The 18,649-nt window shown below is 68.7% G+C and carries 9 protein-coding genes; 2 read left to right on the top strand and 7 right to left on the bottom strand.

Annotation, left to right across the window (positions count from 1 at the left end):
- Window positions 1-87: 87 nt before the first annotated feature.
- The 3 genes from E1161_RS16855 to E1161_RS28125 are packed head-to-tail and all read right to left on the bottom strand — an operon-like array spanning window position 88 to window position 6,349.
- Complete coding sequence (locus E1161_RS16855) at window positions 88-1,524, bottom strand: TNT domain-containing protein (protein ID WP_132624350.1); 1,437 nt, start codon at window positions 1,522-1,524, stop codon at window positions 88-90.
- On the bottom strand, window positions 1,521-5,288 hold the full coding sequence (locus E1161_RS16850; protein WP_207920278.1) for an ADP-ribosylglycohydrolase family protein: 3,768 nt from the start codon (window positions 5,286-5,288) through the stop codon (window positions 1,521-1,523). The genes E1161_RS16855 and E1161_RS16850 overlap by 4 nt, the downstream gene beginning before the upstream one ends.
- Window positions 5,289-5,305: 17 nt before the next feature.
- On the bottom strand, window positions 5,306-6,349 hold the full coding sequence (locus E1161_RS28125; protein WP_235875098.1) for an ADP-ribosylglycohydrolase family protein: 1,044 nt from the start codon (window positions 6,347-6,349) through the stop codon (window positions 5,306-5,308).
- A gap of 255 nt (window positions 6,350-6,604) precedes the next feature.
- Here E1161_RS28125 and E1161_RS28120 point away from each other — a divergent pair, with 255 nt between their 5' ends.
- On the top strand, window positions 6,605-7,492 hold the full coding sequence (locus tag E1161_RS28120; RefSeq protein ID WP_235875090.1) for a hypothetical protein: 888 nt from the start codon (window positions 6,605-6,607) through the stop codon (window positions 7,490-7,492).
- Window positions 7,493-7,846: 354 nt separating this feature from the next.
- Here the strand turns inward: E1161_RS28120 and E1161_RS16840 are convergent, their stop codons facing one another.
- Window positions 7,847-9,286, bottom strand: coding sequence for an ADP-ribosylglycohydrolase family protein (locus tag E1161_RS16840; RefSeq protein ID WP_235875089.1), 1,440 nt, complete (start codon window positions 9,284-9,286; stop codon window positions 7,847-7,849).
- A 219-nt stretch (window positions 9,287-9,505) separates the two neighbouring features.
- Here E1161_RS16840 and E1161_RS16835 point away from each other — a divergent pair, with 219 nt between their 5' ends.
- Window positions 9,506-9,979 carry an ADP-ribosylglycohydrolase family protein gene (locus E1161_RS16835; RefSeq protein WP_132624346.1) on the top strand — a complete coding sequence of 158 codons (474 nt, stop codon included), beginning with the start codon at window positions 9,506-9,508 and terminating at the stop codon, window positions 9,977-9,979.
- Window positions 9,980-10,921: 942 nt separating this feature from the next.
- On the opposite strand, the gene E1161_RS16830 is transcribed toward E1161_RS16835, so the two are convergent.
- From E1161_RS16830 to E1161_RS16820, 3 genes are read right to left on the bottom strand one after another with little or no spacing between them, the layout of a single operon-like run.
- The gene (locus E1161_RS16830; RefSeq protein WP_165939827.1) at window positions 10,922-14,200 is read right to left on the bottom strand and encodes an ADP-ribosylglycohydrolase family protein; all 3,279 of its coding nucleotides are present in this window, start codon (window positions 14,198-14,200) and stop codon (window positions 10,922-10,924) included.
- Between the two features lie 16 nt (window positions 14,201-14,216).
- The gene (locus E1161_RS16825; RefSeq protein ID WP_132624342.1) at window positions 14,217-15,365 is read right to left on the bottom strand and encodes an ADP-ribosylglycohydrolase family protein; all 1,149 of its coding nucleotides are present in this window, start codon (window positions 15,363-15,365) and stop codon (window positions 14,217-14,219) included.
- Window positions 15,366-15,397: 32 nt separating this feature from the next.
- Complete coding sequence (locus tag E1161_RS16820; protein WP_132624340.1) at window positions 15,398-18,517, bottom strand: hypothetical protein; 3,120 nt, start codon at window positions 18,515-18,517, stop codon at window positions 15,398-15,400.
- Window positions 18,518-18,649: the final 132 nt, after the last annotated feature.

Raw genomic sequence — 18,649 nt, 5'->3', positions numbered from 1 at the left:
CTTCTCACGGATTCTACCCCGTGTGACAAGACCCTCCGCCAGCCGAGAACGGGGTGTCCGCGCGGACACCCCGTTCTCGGCGAAGGCTCAGGCCTCGGTCAGCCATCCCTCTTCGGTCAGGACCTCCAAGGAGTTGGGCAGGACGTAGGCGGTCCCGCCGCCGACCTGGCCGTGCTCGGGCTTGACCACGCCGGTGATGGCGTCGAACGCCTTCGCGACCCGGTAGCGGCGGTACTGCCCCGGCTGGCGGCCCGGCGGCATGCTGCGCTGCGGGATGGTGGTGCCCGCGACGAACGCGGTGTTGCCGACCGGTTCGCCGAAGCGGTCGAGCTCGTCACCGGGCTGCAGCTGGACCACGAACTTCTGGTCGTAGGACGACAGCGGCGGCTCGTCGGCCATCTCCGGCCACGGGCACTCGAAGTCCAGCAGCGCCTCGTCCGGCTCCCGGAGGTAGCGGTCGCGCTCGACCGTCATCGCGCCGATCAGGAAGAACCCCGCCGTCCACGGGTCCGGGAAGCGCTGCTTGGGGTTCGGCCGGTCGTCGTGGGCCTCCACCGCCCACCAGCCGTCCGGCTCCGGCCGCATGCTCCAGCCGCCGCCGACCGGCTCGTGGAAGCTGTAGAACCGGCTGCTCACGCCCTGCGCCGCCAGGTGCGCGCCGACCGCTGCGAACGCGTCCTCCGGCCGGTGGGCCAGCATCGAGGCGGGATCGGTGGCCAAGATCAGCGACTTGGCCTCGGCCGACTTGACGTCGGCGACCGTCGTCGGCGCCTGGTAGCGAGCGCGGCGGATGTGGTCGAGGAACTCCGGCGGCGGGGCGATGTCGTGCTCTTCGAGGTAGTAGGCCATCGCCTGCGGCCACACCCACACGCCGTCGGTGTGGAACTGCTTGGGCACCTCGGAGCCGCGCGCCGGGTCGAGCTCGTCGGCATCGGTGGACATCGCGGACAGCACGATCTCACCGCCGTTGAGGTAGCTGAACACCTCGCGCTTCTCGATCCACGGCACCGCCGGCCGGAACACCTGCGGCCTGCCCTGCGCGTCGCGGCCGTCGAACACCGGGAGCATCCGCAGCGGGCCGGTCGCCCCGTCCGGGTAGGTGACGGCGTCGACGAAGTAGTCCCAGGCCGGGGCGAGCAGCCACTGCTCGGGGTTGCGGCGCGGGTAGAGCCGCAGTTCGTCGAGGTGAGCACGGCCGTCCTCGGGCGCGTTCTGCCACTGCGGCTCGGCGTGGGAGGTGTGCAGCTCGCCGCCGGAGAACACCGCGGAGGTCCAGGCGCCGGTGTCCGGGCGGTAGCCGACGTCGCGGATCCTGCGCAGCAACTCGAAGACCTCATCGCTGGCGTCGGTCTCGAAGCGGGTCCCCAGCGCGGTGCAGCGGACCTCGGTGGAACCCGCCGCCGCCCGCAACGCCTGCAGCAGCTCCGCCACCTGCGCGGTGCGGTCCGGGAACGCGCCGAACGCGGCCGGCGCCGGGAACGGCGGGTGCACCGGTAACGGGCCACCCTGCCTGACGTTGATCAACTGTCCCCCTCAACGGTGTCGGTGCTCGCCACCCCGTCGAGGCGGCGGCGAGGTGCCGGTTTCGGCGACGGGAAACCCCCGGCGTCGGCACCGACGGTCGCCGGTTCGGCCGACCACTGCGGCCGCACCGGGTAGCGCTCGTTCCAGTCCTGGTCGGACGGCGGGTCGATGGCGGCGCGGCCGGGCTGGAAGCCGCCGCGGCCGAACTCGGCGACGCAGTCCAGCGCCATCTGCTCGATGACGTCGCGCAGCTCCAGCTCGGCGAGCCAGTCCAGCGGCAGCGCGCCCACGCCCTGCAGCGCGCCGACGACGTTGCCGCAGATCGCGCCGGTGGAGTCGCTGTCGCCGTCGTGGTGCACGGCGATCTTCAGCGCCAGTTCCACGTCCTCACCGGCCGCCAGCGCCGCGCACACCGCGATCGCCACGGCCTGCTCGCCGACCCAGCCACCGCCGAGGACCTCGGTGACGCGCTCCGGCGTCGGCACGCCCTCGGCCGCCAGGTCCACGGCGGCCTTGATCGTGGCGGAGGTTTCCTCGTGGTCGTCCCAGGTCTCCAGCACCTGCAGCGCCAGCCACACGCCGTCGTCGAGGCTGCGGCCCAGCAGCGCTTGCTGCACGATCACCGCCAGCGCGCCCGCGGAGTGGTATCCGGCCGGGTGGCCGTGGGTGAGCGCGGCGGTGCGCACCGCGAACTCGAAGACCTCGGCCGGATCCGTGGAGGTCAGCGCGACCGGTGCCGCGCGCATCGCCCCGCCGCAGCCCTTGGAGTCGTTGATCTTGTCGGTCAGCGAACCGGCCCGGTGACCGTCGCCGAAGGCGGTCAGCGCCCGGAAGATGGTCTTGCCCGGTGCGCGGGTGTGGAACAGGCCCGCGACCTCGACGAGCCAGCCGTCCGGCACCGGGTGGTCGGCGAAGAACTCGCCGGCCGCCGCGTCCCACTCGACGCCCTGGGTGTGCAGCCAGCGCTGGTAGGCCAGCTGCACCTCGGGCAGCGGGTCCCCGGCCCCGAGGGTGCGCGCGGCGACGCTGCCCCGGATCAGGCCCTCCGCGGTGAACAGCGTCATCTGCGTGTCATCGGTGATCGCCCCGTGCACGCCGTAGGCCTCCCGCAGGCCGCTCGGTCCGGACGCGCCGAAGCGCTCGGTGATCTGCGCGGCGGTGATGAACTCCAGGTCCGCGCCCAGCGCGTCGCCAAGGGCGCCTCCGAGGAAGCAGCCCAAGACCCGCTCGGTCAGCGACGGCGCGGCATCGCCCGGTCCATCGCTCTTGCCGTGCACGCGACGGCCGACCGATACCGGAAGGGCCTCGACCCGCAGTTCCGGCTCGGCCGGGATGTCCTCGGCGGCGTCGGCCGGGATGTCCTCGGCGGCGTCGGCCGGGGTGTCTTCGGGTTCGGCCGCGGCGTCTGCGGCGGTGTCCTCGGCGGTCGCGGTGTCCTCGGTGGCGGGAGCGATGTCCACTGCTGGTTCGACGAGGTCGGCGGGGACAGTCACTGCTGGCTCCTCGACGAGGGCGCGAGCGACGTCCTCCGGCCCCTCGGAGGAGGCGACCTCGTCCCGCTCGGCTTCGTCCCGCTCGGCTTCGTCCCGCTCGACTTCCTGCGGTTCTTCCGCCGCCTCGTTCTCAACTTCTTCGGCGACGTCGGCCTCGGTGTCCTCGGCCTCGGTGTCGTCCGGCTCGATGACCTCGGTCTCGGCGACTTGCGGAGCGGTGGTCTCGGGCTCGGGGTCCTCCGGCTCGGCGGTGACTCCGTCCGCCTCATCCGCGACGACTTCGACTTCCTCGTCGACCGGTTCGGGTTCCGGCTCGATCGACGAGAGCTTCGCCAGCGCCGGGACCACATCGGGGACCACGTCGGGGTCCGGTCTCAGGTCGATCGGCGACGGTTCATGCTCGGCGTCGGCGAAGCGGAGTTCGGGATCGGAGTCGCGGGTGAAGCGGGCGTCCGGCTCGGGCTCGTTGTCGTCGCGCGTGGGGACGGTGATCAGGTCGAAGGGCGAACCGATGCCGCTCACGTCCACGACGGTCGAGCGCGCGGGCTCACCGGAGTCCGACGCGGCCTCCACGACCTGCGCCGTCCCGGTTTCCGACGCGGGTTCCGGATCGGGTGCGAGGTCGACCACGGGTGTTTCGGGGATCGGCGCGGGTTCGGCGATCTCCGGCTCCGGTTCTTCGGCTTCGCCCGGGTCGAGGTCGATGGGCGCGCGGGGACGCGGTTCGAGGTCGACGGGGGCCCGATCGGGTTCCGGCTCGGGATCGGAGCCGATGGCCGCGAAAACCGCGGTGGTCTCGGTTTCCCGCTCGGCGTCGGGAGCGGGCGACGCAGCCGGGAACGTCGGAGCGCCGGGCTGGCCGGTGCTCCGCGCCTCGAAGTGCGGCACCCCCTCCCGCGCAGGCGGTTCCGGCTCGACGGCCAGTTCGGGCGCGGGGGACTGCGCGACCGGCGGCTCCGGGACGACCGGGGGCTTCGGCGCGACGGGCCGCTGAGCGACCGGCGGCTCCGGCGCGACAGGCTGCGGCGAGGCGTGCTTGGTAGCGGGCGGCGGGGTGTCGGCCGTGATCGCCGGCATCACCATCGTCTGCTCGGCGGAGCCATCGACGGTCTTCGCCGGTCCGGCGGGGATCTGGCGGGGTCCGGTCTGCTGGGGTCCGCGCGTGTAGCGCTGCGCCCACTGCGGCGGTGGCGGCGGCGCGAACGCTTCGGTCGCATCGCCGCACAGCGTCTCGATGACCTGCCGGAGTTCCAGTTCGTCCAGCCACTGCGCGGGAATCGCGGCGGGGCCGTGCAGCGCACCGGCGAGCTGTCCGGCGAGCGCACCGGTGACGGCGCTATCGGCGGAGTTGTTCACCGCGACCTGCACGGCGTCGGCGAAGGTGCGGGTGCTGCCGACCGCGGCGAGCGCGATGCCGAGCTCACCGGGCTTGTCGGCGACGTCGAACTCGATGTCGATGTCCAGCGGTCCGGGTGTTCCGCCGCGCTGTCCGGTGAACATGGCCGCGTGCACGGTCCGCCGCACGTCGGCGGGTACCCCGGCCACCCGGTAAGCGGCGTTGAGCCGACGCTGATCGGAACTGGTGACGGCGTCCCACAGCGGGATACCGCGGATGAGCTGCGCCAGCACGTCGGCGTGCACACCGGCAGCGCCGACGGAGTTGGCGCCGGAGGTGTAGAGGTTCGCGATGCCCGCGCCGGCCGCGTACACGCCTTCGGGCACGTTGGACCACACCATCGCCGGGGCTGCCAGCACCGGGTAGTCGGCGGAACCGTCGGCGTCGACCGGCGGGTGCAGACGGCCGTCGGCTCCCAGCGGGGACCGCGCCGCCATGCGCCCGAGCAGTCCGAGGGCGTTGCCGGCCGGGTTGCGGGTGGAGTACAGCTCGCGGCGTTCCAGCAGCCAGCTGGTGGGCGCGGGTTCGGTCGCCGCGAACGCCGACATCGCGTACTCCCACGGCACGCCCTGGGTGTGCAGCCAGCGCAAGTGGTTGGCGAAGACGAACTCGGTGGGTAAGCCGGTGCAGCCCTCGGCCTTGGCGCGCAGCAGGCCTTCGAGGGTGAACACGGTGAGCTGCGTCAGGTCGGTGACGGCACCGCGCCGCCCGTAGACGGGGAGGTAGTCGACGACGCCGCGCGGACCGAACCACTGCTGTATCTCGGCGGTCGAGGTGTGCCGGACCCCGGCACCGAGGGCATCGCCCACGGCACCGCCGAGCAGCGCACCTCGGAAACGATCGGCCCAGCTCAGCTGCCGTTGCGGGTCGGTCATCGCCTTCTCCTCGTTGCTCACCAGGCGGGGTAGCGCTGCGCCCACCCCGGGTCCGTCGGTGGGCCCGGGCTGAACTCCGCCAGCGCGTCCTCGGCCACGGTTTCGACCAGTCCGCGCATTTCGAGGGTCCCCAACCAGTCCGCTGGAACGGCCCGGGCCCCGTAGAGCGCCCCGCCAATGTTGCCGCACACCATCCCGGTGGAGTCCGAGTCCCCCGAGTGGTTCACCGAAAGAAGCAGTGCCTCGCGCAGGTCGTCGGTGGCCAGCACGGCGTAGAGCCCGATCGCCAGAGCCTCCTCGCCGACCCAGCCGCCACCCAGCTCCTGCGCGATCTCCTCGGGCGAAACGGGTCCGCGCTCGGCCAGCGCGACCGCCTTGTCGAGGACCTGCAGCTGCTCCTCGTGCTCCGGCCACCGCGTCAACAGGTTCCGCGCCATCCGCACGGCCTCGCGCAGCGGAACCTCGCGGATCAGCTGATGCACGATCACCGCCAACACCCCGGCCGACAAGAACCCGCTGGGATGGCTGTGGGTCAGCGCAGCAGTCCCGACAGCCGCGTAGAACACCTCAGCAGGATCGTTCGACCACACCGCCACCGGCGCAGCCCGCATCACCCCGCCGCAGCCCTTGGAGTCGTTGATCCGACGCTGCGGAGTCGCGAAGACACCGGTCTGCGCGAAGTTCGACAGAGCCGTCATGCAGGTGCTGCCCGGAGCCCGACTCGCGAACAGCTCCCAGTTCGTGATCAACCAGCCGTCCGGCCGCTGCAGGTGCTGCGCGTAGGGACCACCCGCGGTCAACCAGTCCCGCCCCTGCGTGTGGTACCAGCGCTGATACGCATGCTGCACCTCAGGAACCGGATCGTTGTCGGTCGGCTTCACCCGCCGAGCCACATGCGCCCGAATCAACCCCTCCAGCGTGAACAACATCATCTGCGTGTCATCCGAAACCCGAGCAACCCCCTGCCGAAGCACAGGCCCAGTGACCCCGGCAGGCCCGTAATCCCGCCGAAGCACCTCGATGTCCTTGAACTCGATCGCATACCCGAGCCCATCCCCCATCGCACCCCCGAGCATCGACCCCATGAAGCGCTCGTGCGCGTCGATGGGTGGGTCAACCGGGCGCGGTGGTAGTTGGTTCATGACCGACTTCCCTCCCGGAGCAGCTGAGGCCACAACGTCCGACGGTTGCTCGGCCCGGGTGGTACTGGTCGGGGAATACCGAGCGAACCACTCGTGCGTGTTCGCAGGGAGTGGCCCAAGTTCGCGTGCTGCGTCGGACGCGAGTTGACGGACCCCCTCAGCGATCATTTCCAGGTGGCGCCAAACCGTGCGGTCAACGGCGCCCGCGCCTTCAGCAGTGCCTTTGACAGCTCCGCAGACGAAACCAGCGACTACCGGATCGGCGTGCACGGTCGCGACCTTCAACGCCTCAGTGGAGGACGACGCGCACGCCGCCGCGAACATGCCGACCGCCAGAGCGGAGGTGATGCCGCCCGGAACGGCCAGTTCGGTCAGCCCGTCCTCCAATGGGACGTCACCGTTGACGTGCTCGATCCGCAGCTCCACCGCGCGAACGACCGCGTGGGCGACCGGGTCAGCGCTGCCGAGGTTCCGCGCTGTCTCGCGAACGTGGTTCAACGCGCTCGCCAAGCCACGTTCCGGAATCTCGCGCAGCAGGACCGCGAGCAGACCCGCCGCCCCGAACCCGCTCTCGTACTGGCCGCGGGCGGCCTCGCGAACGAGGTCGAGAAGTGGCTCATCCGGTCGTCTCCCGACTCGCTGGTCGGCGCCGCCCCACCACAGCGAGAGTGCGGAAAGGACGAGCGCGTGCGCCTCTGCTGGAACAGCCTCGATCCCTGTGGGTCTCGCCGGCAGGTATCCGGTGATCACCCTCGGGGGCTGCACGCCACGGCCGCTCTCGAAGGCACGCCACGCGGCCAGGGCAGCCGAAACTTCCTCGGCGATCGCGTCCTCATTGGTGCGGCGAAGCCGGGTGTGCGCGCGGACAACGGCCTCCGCCACGAACAGCGTTCCGCGCACCAGCGGCGAGCTGAAATCAGGTTGCTCGGGAGTTGGTTCGCCTTGAAAACGGGCGAGCCCGAACCCATCGCCGAATGTCGCTCCTGCCAGCAGACCGGTGATGTGTACGGGAATTCGTCTCGGCGTGCTCCACATCGTCTGGAAACCGGAGGGCACGGCTGACGTCAAGTTCTTCGCGAGGTGACCCTCTGGACGAGGCAACCCGATTCCACGCTGCTCGAAGCGGTGCTGCACGACCGCGTCCGTGACCGTCTGGACGATCGGATCGGTGCACCGGTTTCGCCACTCCTCGAGAGCCTCCTGCTCCTCAGGAGTCAGCGACATCGACACCCGATCGTCAAGCGGCGGGAATCTAGTGGCAGGGGCAGTGGGGTGTGCTGCGACGAGCGCCCTCTTGGCCTCCGGGGTACCCGAGATCGACCGCCACTCGGCAAGTGCGGCTCGTTCGGTCGCGTCCAGCTGGATCCGGACGGTCCGGTCTTGTGTCATGGCGATGCCTTCGGGTTCTATGAGCGCTCAGAACGAGACCAGGTAGCGTTCGCGCCACTCCTGGGACTCGGGCGGCTGCGGTGCGCAGAACTCGGCGACGACATCACGCAAGAGCTCTTCGGCTTCATACCGAAGCTCCATGTGCAACCGCCACGGTTGCGGAATGGCCTTTCGTCCGAGCTTCAGCCCCATGAGCACGCCGCAGACCGCCCCAGCGGTAGCGCTGTTGCCGGAATGATTGACCGCCGCGCAGACGGCCGCGGCGAAGTCCTCGGGGTACGCGAGCACTGCGGCTACAGCGACCCCGAGCACACCCGGCGCCGACCTGGGACGGCGGAAGCGCTCGTCGAGGGCTTCGGCGCTCACCTGTCCGGAACGCCCCAGCTCGATCGCAGCGTTCAAGGCCCTCGTGGTGTCTTCATGGCCGGGCCACCGGCCCAACTGGTACATCGCGGCCTGCAGCGCGACATCGAAGGACTGGTCGTGGAGGAGGTGCTGAGCGAGGACCGCGAGCACTCCGCCCGGCAGGTATCCGGACGGGTGACCGTGCGTGATCAGGCTCGTCGTCGCACCGATCTTGAACGCGCGTTCCGGCACATCGGTCCAGATCGCGGTCATCGCAGCGCGGGCGAGGCCCCCGGCCTCCTGAGAATCGTTAATTGGAAAGGTGAACGAACTCAATCCCTCGCCTGGATCGCTGGCAGTGCTCGACGCGAACGCACCGAGCGCCGACATCGACACGACATCAGGGGCCCTCTGGACGAAAAGCTCGGGGTACGCGATGAGCTTCCCGTAGCGCTTCGCCGGTTCAGGACGCATATCGGGAGGCAGCACGGCATTCCATTCGACGCCCTGGGTGTGCAGCCACTGCGCGAGCGCGATCTGAGTCTCGAGACGCGGCTGCACCCGCTGGTCGAAGTCCGCCTCGCGTAACCTGACACGAGCCATGATCAGGCTCTCCAGGACGAAAAGCATCATCTGGCTGTCATCGCTGATCGAACCCTTTCCCCAGTGCGGGTAGATGTAGTCGGTCAACCCCGATCCACCGCAGTCGCGTTTAATGTCGTTCCAAGTCTGAAATTCGACCGGCGACCCGAGAACGTCCCCGATCATCCCTCCGAGAACGCCGCCGGGGAGATTGCGCGCGATTTCCCCGCAACTCGTCTCGTCGTATACCGGAACCACTCGTCGCTGCGCGAGAAAACCCGATGCGTCCGGGACCAACCGCTGCCGCACGAACCCCTCACCCAGAACCTTCCGCGCGATGTCGTCGAACACGGCCGATTCGGCCTCGTTGACCGAGCCGCCGCGCCAGTACTGGCGCCAGGCATCGATGAATTGGGCCTCCTCCGGAGTGAGCTCGACGACCTCCGCGCGCGGCTCCTGGCTGGGCCGATCACCCGAACCAGACATCCCTGCCTGCCCTTCACCAGTAGAAATGTGCACCTGTTCCCCAGTGTTCGTCATCCGTCACCAGCCCGGGTGACGCTACAGCGACACCGCCCCGCTGATACCAAGGCAAATCCCGTAACCACCGCGTTGCTGTAACCGACGTACATCGACATCGCCAGGCGGGATAGCGCTGGGTCCAGGACTGGTCGGTGGGCGGGCCGGGACTGAACTCCGCCAGGGCGTCGTTGGTGATCGCCTCGATGAGTCGCGGCTCTCGGTGAACGTGAACCGGCGATCCAGTCGGCACAGGCTTTGGCGTTGATCCTCGCGAACACCATCATGACCGGGCAGTACAGCCGCGGCCTCGGTCAAATCGCTTCGGAGTACACCAAGTTCGGGCACGAAGAGATCCTGCGCCCGATGCGGTCCGCAAGCCGATTGGCCGGACACCACGTCACCCCGGAGACGATGTCGAGTCTCGGCGACGGTAAGACACCGGCTTCGGCACTCGCGATCGCCTCCTGCGCTTTGCAGTCCTCGGAAGGGCGTTTCGACGAGGCGCTGCGAGTCGCGGTCAGCCACCCTGGAAACCGAGTGGTCACCGGCGCACTTGCCGGGGCGATCATCGGAGCTGACTTCGAAGGTATCGACACCATTCCGCCGGACTGGATTCGGAGTTTCGCGCGCGTGCTTGATGATTTCGTCGTTGTGCCGCGACCAGAGGCTGGCGGGAACAGCCGCGAGGAGAACTTCGGGCTGTGCAGTTGATGTTCCGGCCAGACCAGAGGCGAGGAGCGCAGGGACGGTTGTTTTGGCGAGCAGCTGCGGCAGATGCTCGCTCCACCACCCCGCGCGCTCGGACGCCGTGGAGCCTCCCGATGCCCATAGGTCGTACGCGGCGCGCAGCTCGCCGAACGTGTCCTGGCCGTTGACCAGAGCGCGATCAAGCCTGGTCCGGGCATCCAACGCTACCGCCAGCATCGCCATGCAATTCGGACTCGACTCGTCACCCTCAACAGGTTGCAGTGGGAGGGTATCGGGGTCATCGAATCGCGCTTGAATTTCCGGGACTGTCATCGAGGACACTTGGTGTCCGAGCGCCTCACCGATCATGGCCCCAGCGACAGCGCCGAGGAACCGCTGGCACACTTCGGGCTCGCCGACGGTCCCGATCACGGTCGTCCCACCACCGGTGTCGTCGATGCTCGACCACCGGCTAATCGCCTCGGGCACAAGCCGCTCATCACGCGAAACGGACCCCGCGTTCATGCCACCTCCCCTACCAGCAGCTCATCGGCGACCAGCACCAGACCCACGCAGTGCCCTCGCCCTGGTACCGACCTCGCTAGCGCCGTCAACTGGATCTCCGCCCTCACGCGTCACCAACCCGGATAACCGGCGCGTCAGCATCACCGATCGCCGCCCCTGCAAAGGAGCCACGATGGTGTTGGAAGGTGTTCGGCTCCGGCAATGGCTCCTTCGTATAGGGGTCGAGCCACTGGAGCTTCCGAGGCTTCGGGGCGAAGTCCAGCGCCGAAGCCAATCCGCGGTCGCGCTTCTCCGGATAGTGCTCCCGAATATCGAGCCGCTTCGTCCACTCCTTGTGCCAGATGAGGGCTTCCCGACTCCGTCGCTCGTCGCTTCGCGCTACCCCACTTCCGCCGAGGAAACCAGGACGCCCCCGAGTCCTCCGCGTGACATGCACCGGGCTCACCAGGCGGGGTAGCGCTGGGTCCACGAGGGGTCGGTCAGAGGACCGGGGCTGAACTCCGCCAGGGCGTCGTTGGCGACGGTCTCGATCACCTCGCGCAGTTCCAGATGCTGCAACCACTCCGGCGGAATGGCCCGAGTCCCGTACACCGCGCCGCCGATGTTGCCGCACACGATCCCCGTCGAATCCGAGTCACCGGAGTGGTTCACCGACAGCAGCAGCGCATCCCGCAGGTTGTCGGTGGCCAGCACCGCGTAGAGCCCGATCGCCAATGCCTCTTCCCCGACCCAGCCCTCACCGAGCTCAGCCTTCAACTCCTCCGGCGGCACGGGACCCTGCTCAGCCAACGCCACCGCGCGATCGAGGACCCGCAACTGCTCCTCGTGCTCCGGCCACCGCGTCAGCAACTCCCGCGCCAACCGCACGGCCTCCCGCAGCGGAACATCGCGGATCAGCTGATGCACGACCACCGCCAACACCCCGGCCGACAAGAACCCGCTCGGATGGCTGTGGGTCAGCGCGGCAGTCCGCACCGCCACGAGGAAGACCTCGCTGGGATCGTTGGACCACGCCGCCACCGGCGCAGCCCGCATCACCCCACCACAGCCCTTGGAATTGTTGATCCGGTGCTGCGGAGTCGCGAAAACACCGGTCTGCGCGAAGTTCGCCAACGCCGACATGCAGGTGCTGCCCGGAGCCCGACTCGCGAACAGCTCCCAGTTCGTGATCAACCAACCATCCGGCCGCTGCAGCTGACGCGCGTACGGCCCGCCGGCCACCTCCCACGCCTGGTTCTGGGTGTGGAACCACCGTTGATACGCGTGCTGCACCTCAGGAATCGGGTCGTTGTCCCGCGGCTCCACCCGCCGCGCGACATGCGCCCGGACCAACCCCTCCAGCGTGAACAGCATCATCTGCGTGTCATCGGAGATCTGCACGACCCCATCCCGGAGCACGGGTTCGGCGAGCCCGTTTTCGCCGTGGTGGTGACGAATCATCCCGATGTCGCTGAACTCGATCGCATACCCCAGCGCATCCCCCATCGCCCCACCCAGCATCGAGCCGAGGAACCGCTCGTGAGCATCGATCGGCGGCTGTGGCTGCGTCACGGTGACCTCCCGAACTGGTGATGACGCACTCGAAGGCTCCGGGGCATTCGCATGCGTCTGGCTCGAGCGAGACTTCTGCTCACTCCCCGCAGCGGCTGGCATATTGGTGTGCGCAGGCACTTCGCTAGACAGCGGGTATCGCCGGTTCCAATCGATGTGGTCAGGCGGGTTGTCACCGAGTTGCACCGGAACGTCCTCTGCGATGCGGAAGACGAGTTGCGCCCAGTCCGGGAGGGCTTCGACCCAGTGCGGGAGCCTGTCGATGCCTTCGAAGCTCGCTCCGATGATCGCGCCGGCGAGCGCGCCGGTGATCACTCTGTCGCCGGGGTGGCTGACCGCGATGCGCAGGGCTTCGTCGAAGCGGCCTTCCGAGGCTTCGACGGCGCACGCCGCGATCGCGAGTGCCGACTCGGGCGTCGAGCCGTCGCCAAGACTCGCGATCTGCTCGGGTGCGATCGTGCGCTGCGCCAACGATTCAGCAGCTCGCATCAAGCGCAGCATCTCCTCGCGGCCAGGACCGAACTCCTCGGCATTCGCTTCGATCACGTGCCCGAGGCCGCGGATGTAGTTCCCCGTCACGACGGTCTGCGAGAGGATCACCGCCAGCGCCTGAGCTGGAGCAATCCCATTCCCGCTCTCACCCAGCGCTCCCACCGCGTCGCGCGCGTGCGCGATGACATCGCGACTGCTGCACGCCCACAGGCCGGCAGGAAGTGCCGTGTAGAGCAATTCGGGACGTCCGGACGCGTTCCCAGCCAAGCCCTCCGCGAGGAGGGGCGGAACGCCCGTGCGGGCCAGTCGCTGTGGCAGATGCTCGCCCAACCACCCAGCTCGTTCGGGTGCGGGGACTTCCGCAGACGCCCAGAGCTCATAGGTGGCGCGCATCTCACCGATCGGGTCCTGGCCGCTGACCAGTGCCCGATCGAGCCTGATTCGGGCATCCAGCGTCACCACCAGAAGGGCCATGCCGTCGGGCATGAACTCGTCCTCGGTAGGACGCAGCAGGCCGGCATCGGTGTCGCCGAATCTAGCGACGATCTCAGGCAGCGACTCAGACGACACCTGGCGTCCGAGTTCCTCGCCGATCATCGCTCCGACGACGGCGCCGAGGAAACGCCGACTGGCGGTGGGTTCGCCACGGAGCCCGAACACGGTCTGCCTAATGAACCCGTCAGCCGGCCCGAACCTTCGAAACAGCTGCTCAGCGCGCGCCTCCAGCGACGGCAAGGCCTCCGACCTGCGACGCCACAACAAGGGGAAGGCCCCCGCGCCATCTCGTGCGCCGACCAATAGCCCTGTGATCACCGCAGTGAGCCGATCGGTGCCCGCAGCTGCGTTCATCACTGCTCGGTCCGCCGAACTGAAACGCCAGGCCAGCAGCAACGCTCGCGCCACGACCGCAGGAACCGATTCGCTGCCGTCGAGCCTGGCCATAGCCTCCGGCAACGAGAGATCGAAGCCCGTCCCAGCGACGTCGAGGAGTGCTTCCAACCGCGCTCGCATGTCAGCGTCGCCGTCGTCGAGCAGGTTCAGCGCTCGCCGCACGAAGCGGTTCAGGTCGGTACCGGCATCACGGAGTCGTGTTTGCAACGCAACTGCGAGCACTCCAGCGCTCGCGTCGTCATCACCGAGGGCACGGGCGACCGCCCTCGTCCTGCGGAACAGGTCGCGCTCGCTGTCGAATACCCCCGCCAACGCGGCGGGAACCGAGGCGGCGAGACACCCAAGCTCGCCCGGATTCTTCGTCCGGAGACCCGGCACGAGCGCCGGATCCAACGCGGCGGCATCGACCGGAACCGCCGCAACGTCACCGGCCAGACCGGCGAACGACGCGATGTCGCGGATCACTTCGGAACCATCCGGCGACGCCGAGCGAAACGTGCTCAGCAGGTCCTCGATCGGCATCCTGCCGATCGACCCGGCGGCGTCACCGAATGCCCCGCCGACGAGCATTCCCAGAACGCGGCCGAACGTCACGAACTCCCACTCATCGGCCCTTCTGGGGGTTACCGGAAGTGCTGTTCCCCCGAACCGGGAACGGGATTCCAGGTTGTTGTAGCTGTCGTCCACGTGCGTGAACCAGGACAGGGGTAGTAGCGCGGGCCGGGACTTGATCTCCCGCCACGCGCGCACCAGATGTCGCCGCACCTCGGCACTGTTCTCGCCCACCGTCATCTCCCCAGATTCAGAACGCCGGATAGTCCGTCGACCAGCTCGACGGCCACTCCGGGCTGGTCCGCACCGCCACGACGTCTTCAGCCAGCCGATCGACAACGTCCCGGAGTTCGAGGGTCACGAGTCGTTGTGCAGGGACGATGGCATCACCCTGCGCGGCACCCAGCATCGCACCGGCCAGGCCCGCCGCCGCAGGACACCTCCTGCTCAGGAAACCGATGGCTCCGTCGAAATCATCTGGATTCGTCCGGACAGCGGCGAGCGCAGCAGCCAGCGCTCCAGGCGCAGAGCCTGGGTCCCCCGCCGCGGTCAGCATGTCGGGCGACCGGTGCTCAACGGCGTCCCAAGCCACATCGAACGCCAAGAGGACGTTCTCGTTCTCCGGCCACGACCTGAGCTCGTCGAGCGCCAAGTGGCGAGCATCCGCGACATCCCCGCCCCGGAGCATGACATTGACCACCAGCGCGAACGCACCCGCGCTGAGGAAGGCGTCCGGCCCACCGTGCGTGAGAAGGGCGTTCGCCACGGCCTGTGCAAACACGTCCCCGGGATCGTCAGACCAGACCGACAAGGCGACGGCCCGCTGCAGAGCCGAGGCGGTCACCGCGTCGTTGACGCGATTGTGGAAGGAGCCGGCGACCCCCTCCGCAGCGAACCTGGCCAAGGCGGTCGCGCACACCGGGTCACTTTCTCGCCGTTCGAACAGCCGCGAGTCAGCGACCAGCCAACCTGTCGGCTCTGGAACGACCGCGGCGGCAGCCCCGGCCGCCGACGGCCACGGGATACCTTGCGTGTGCAGCCACCGGAGCAGACCGAAGAACGCGGCGTTGCGCGGACTGACCTTCCTCTCCTCGCGATACAGCGTCTCGGCACGCAGAACGGCGTCGAGGCAGAACAGCATCTGCTGCGCTGCCGCCGAAAAACTGCCCCCTCCATGCACCGCCACATCAGCGACCGCTGCGGCACGCACGGCAGCCCGAAAGTTCGATCGGACACCGTGAACCAACATCAAGTCGGTGAGTTCGGATAGCACTGCAGCGGGCACCGTGCAGAACTCATCGCTGCTGCGCCCGAACGCGCGCCGCACGACCACAAGGTCCCAAGGATCATGACGCCCGGCGTCGTCGATTCTTGCCCACTTGCTGATCACCTCGGGCACCAGTCGCTCATCTCGAACGAGCGGCCTCAGGTTCACGGCGTCCTCCCAGCGAGCAGGTCGTTGGCGAGCGGCACCACGTTCCCGCCGTCGTCCGTGTAGGACAGCCTCGGTCCGATCTGCTCGAGCATCTCGGGGGTGAGCTCAGACGGCAGGATTTCCTCAACCTTGACGTACATGACTTCCATCTGCTCCCCGTCGATTTCCTCGATGCGAGTCTCGACCTCGCGGGTCAAGAAGTACGAACGCGCCCCGAAGAGGTACTCCGATTCCCCCCTGTTCCCGGACAGGAAGTCGATGTCCGCAGCGGTGCGCGAAAAGATCTCCATACGCACTCGGGGAGCGCCCTTGTCCGGGATGTAGTTGTAGCTCAGGTCGCTGGAACTGGAGAAGGCGTTCTCCACCGAGGCCTTTCCGGGTGCGAACCGCTGCTGGTACATCTCGTAGCTTCCAGGGGTGTGCCCTCCGATGTTCCGCCGAACCCAGCCCTCTTCCTTCGGAAGGCGGTTCAGCGCGGACTGCACGCACCTCGTCATGGGATCGGCGTGCTGCGCCGCGTTGGCGAACTTGAACAGGTCGGTCTCCCGCTGTGCTCGGTTGACGATCTTGTACCCCTGCTCCGTGTACAACCGCAGGCCCAGCAACTCCTCGTCGGTGATCTCGTGAACCTCCGGGTACTGCTCCCGCGGATAGCGCTCTTCGAGGGCAGCACGCATCTCCGGCAGCACGTCTTCGTAATCCTGGGTCCTGCCGTTGGTGTAGCTGCCGAACTGGTCGCGGAAGTCGGCACGATCCTGATCCGACACGCGGAAGTCCGGATCTTCGAGGTAGTCCTGCGCCAAACGTCCATCGAAGTGATCGAGCGCCATCCGAACATCAGCTGGAACTTCCGGCTCTGCTGCCGCTCGTCCATGCGCGTCCGCGTCCGCCGACTGCGTGTCGAGGCGGTCGGGGACATCTCCGTCCGGCGACGAGTGCGAGGAGCCCGACCCGCCGAGCATGTCCTCGATCCGGCTTGAGGACGGTTCTTCCTTGCCGAACGGCTTCGGCTCGAAGTCATCATTGACCGGAGCCCGCTCCGCATGAGGAGGACGTTCGGGAGCAGCGTCGGCCGGCTTCGACGGAGCGAAGTCGTCGAACACCTTCTTCGCGTCCGTGCCGTCCGGGGTTTTCAGCACTCGTTCCCGAGCTTCTACCGGAGCGAAGTCATCGAGGATCTTCTCGGGCTGTGTCTGGGAGGCAGCGGCACCCGTTCCGCGTTGCGGGTCGAACCCTTTCTCCTGCTCCGGGGCGCGGTGGCGCTGAACTTCGGGAACTTCCGGAGCCGGGGCGGCTGCGGTCGGCTCGAAGTCGTCCAGCTTCGGTGTCTGCGGCGCCACCGGGGTGTTCGGCGTCGGCCCCCGATCGTGCGCGCGCTGCGGTTCTGCGGCCTGCCTCGGAGCGACGTGCTCCGGGCTGGGTGAAGCGGGATGCTGTTTCGGCGGTGCAGGCTGTTGATGCGAGGGGGTCTGGCGAGGTCCTCCGGGAGGGTTGTCGAGCGGCTGCGAAGGGCGTGGTGCCTGCGGGTTCCCAAGAGCGGGTTGAGCGGTCGGGCCCTGGCGCATACCGGCCTGCGGGATGCTCGGCGGCTGAGGAGCACTGGGCGCGCCCGTTGTCTGCTGCATCGGCTGAGATCGGGGAGCCTGCGGAGCAGCGGTCGGTTGCGGGCGCGGGGCGGCTGGTGGCGGCGTGGTGCTGGGCCCCATCCGTGGCCCCGGGGGAGGCGGCGACGCAGGGGCCGGAGGCTGAGTTCCCGGCTGCGACTGGGGCACACGCGGCCCCGAGGGCACCTGCGGCGGTTCGTAACCGCCCGGGTGCGACTGCGCACCTGGCCCGTAACCGCCTTGATGAGGTGCTGGCGGGTAACCCGGCTGTGGTTGGGCGTGTTGGTGCTGCGGCGGGAGGTAGCCGCCGTTGTGGGGTGGGTTCGGTTGTGGGTTCTGCTGCTGGCCCGGGGGTTGGTAGGCCTGTTGTTGGGCCGAATGCGGGTGGCCCTGGGGCGGGTATCCCTGCTGCGGAAAGCCCTGGTTCGGTTGTGTGAAGTTCTGGGGCGGATAGCCCTGATGCTGTGGGAAGCCCTGCTGCGGCGGCTGCTGCTGCGGGAAGCCCTGCTGTGGAGGCGCGGGATTCCCGTGTGGGGGGTAGGCCTGCGGCTGCTGCGGGTGGTAGCCGTGGTTCTGCGGTGGCGGGCCGTAGTGCCCCTGTGGGGGTGCGTTGCTGTAGTTGTGGCCGGTGACCGGGTCGATGGAGAAATCTTCGTCCTTGCGTCGGCCGAAGATGCCTCGGATCTGGGCGCTCTCGGCTTGGACGCCGTGGCGGACCCATTCCGGTTGGTGGCCTGGGGGGTAGGGGCTGCTGTGGACGGCTTTGGTGCCGTCGGGGCGGAAGGCGGTCCACTCGCCGGGCGAGTCGAGGCGGGGTTTCGGGGTGCCTGACTCGTCCTTGTCGAACTTGGCGCTGGATTCGCTGGCGTAGATGTTGCCGTGGTTGTCGACCCACGCGTTGGTGTTCGGGGCCAGCACCTCCACGCCCAGTTCTTCGGAGAGCTGCTGGGCGAAGTTCTTGGAGCCGTCGGGCACGTCAGCGCCGGTCTCGCAGGAGACCAGGCGGATCGGCGTGCCTTCCTTGTAGCCCGAGGAGCCCCTGATGATCTCGGCGAGTTCCTTGGCGTCGAGATCGATGTGCTTGAACTTCACGCCGTTCGGGCCGCCGTGCATCTCGACCGTGAACCGGTTCGGGTCGACCGAGCACCTGGGGCGCTTGTGCGCCCATTCGGCCCGGCCGAAGTAGTCCGTCACCGGGGGCTTGGTGAACGACAGACCTGCGCCGGTGGCTTCGATGTCGCGGCGGAACGGCCCGAGCTTGTCCCGGAGCTCGGGCGAGATGTTGAGGCGAGGGGTGTGGTCGACCATGTGGTGCCCGGCCTGCCACTGGTCCTTCGGCGGCGTCTCGGCCGCCATCGACTCCGCCGTCGAAACCTTCGCCTCATCGAGTTTTGGCTGCTCAGCAAGGCTGTTCGGCGTTTCCGGAGCGCGCTGGGCCGGGATCGGCGTGCGGGGCGAATCCGCGGTGCGCAGGTGGGGCGCCCGAGGCGGGGCGCTCTGCGGTCGCTGCACCGGCGTTCCCTGCCGGACCTGAGCGTGGGGCGCGCCGGACCGGACGGGCCGCATCGGCCCGGGCGCGTGCGGGGCCTGGCGAGGCGGCACCCCGCCCCTGGGGGCGTGCGCGGGGTCCGGGGCGTCCGGGCG

The sequence above is a fragment of the Saccharopolyspora aridisoli genome (assembly GCF_004348445.1).
In the GTDB taxonomy this organism is placed as follows: domain Bacteria; phylum Actinomycetota; class Actinomycetes; order Mycobacteriales; family Pseudonocardiaceae; genus Saccharopolyspora; species Saccharopolyspora aridisoli.
The sequence above is the reverse complement of the archived record's forward strand: the minus strand, read 5'-3'. Positions and strand labels throughout refer to the sequence as shown.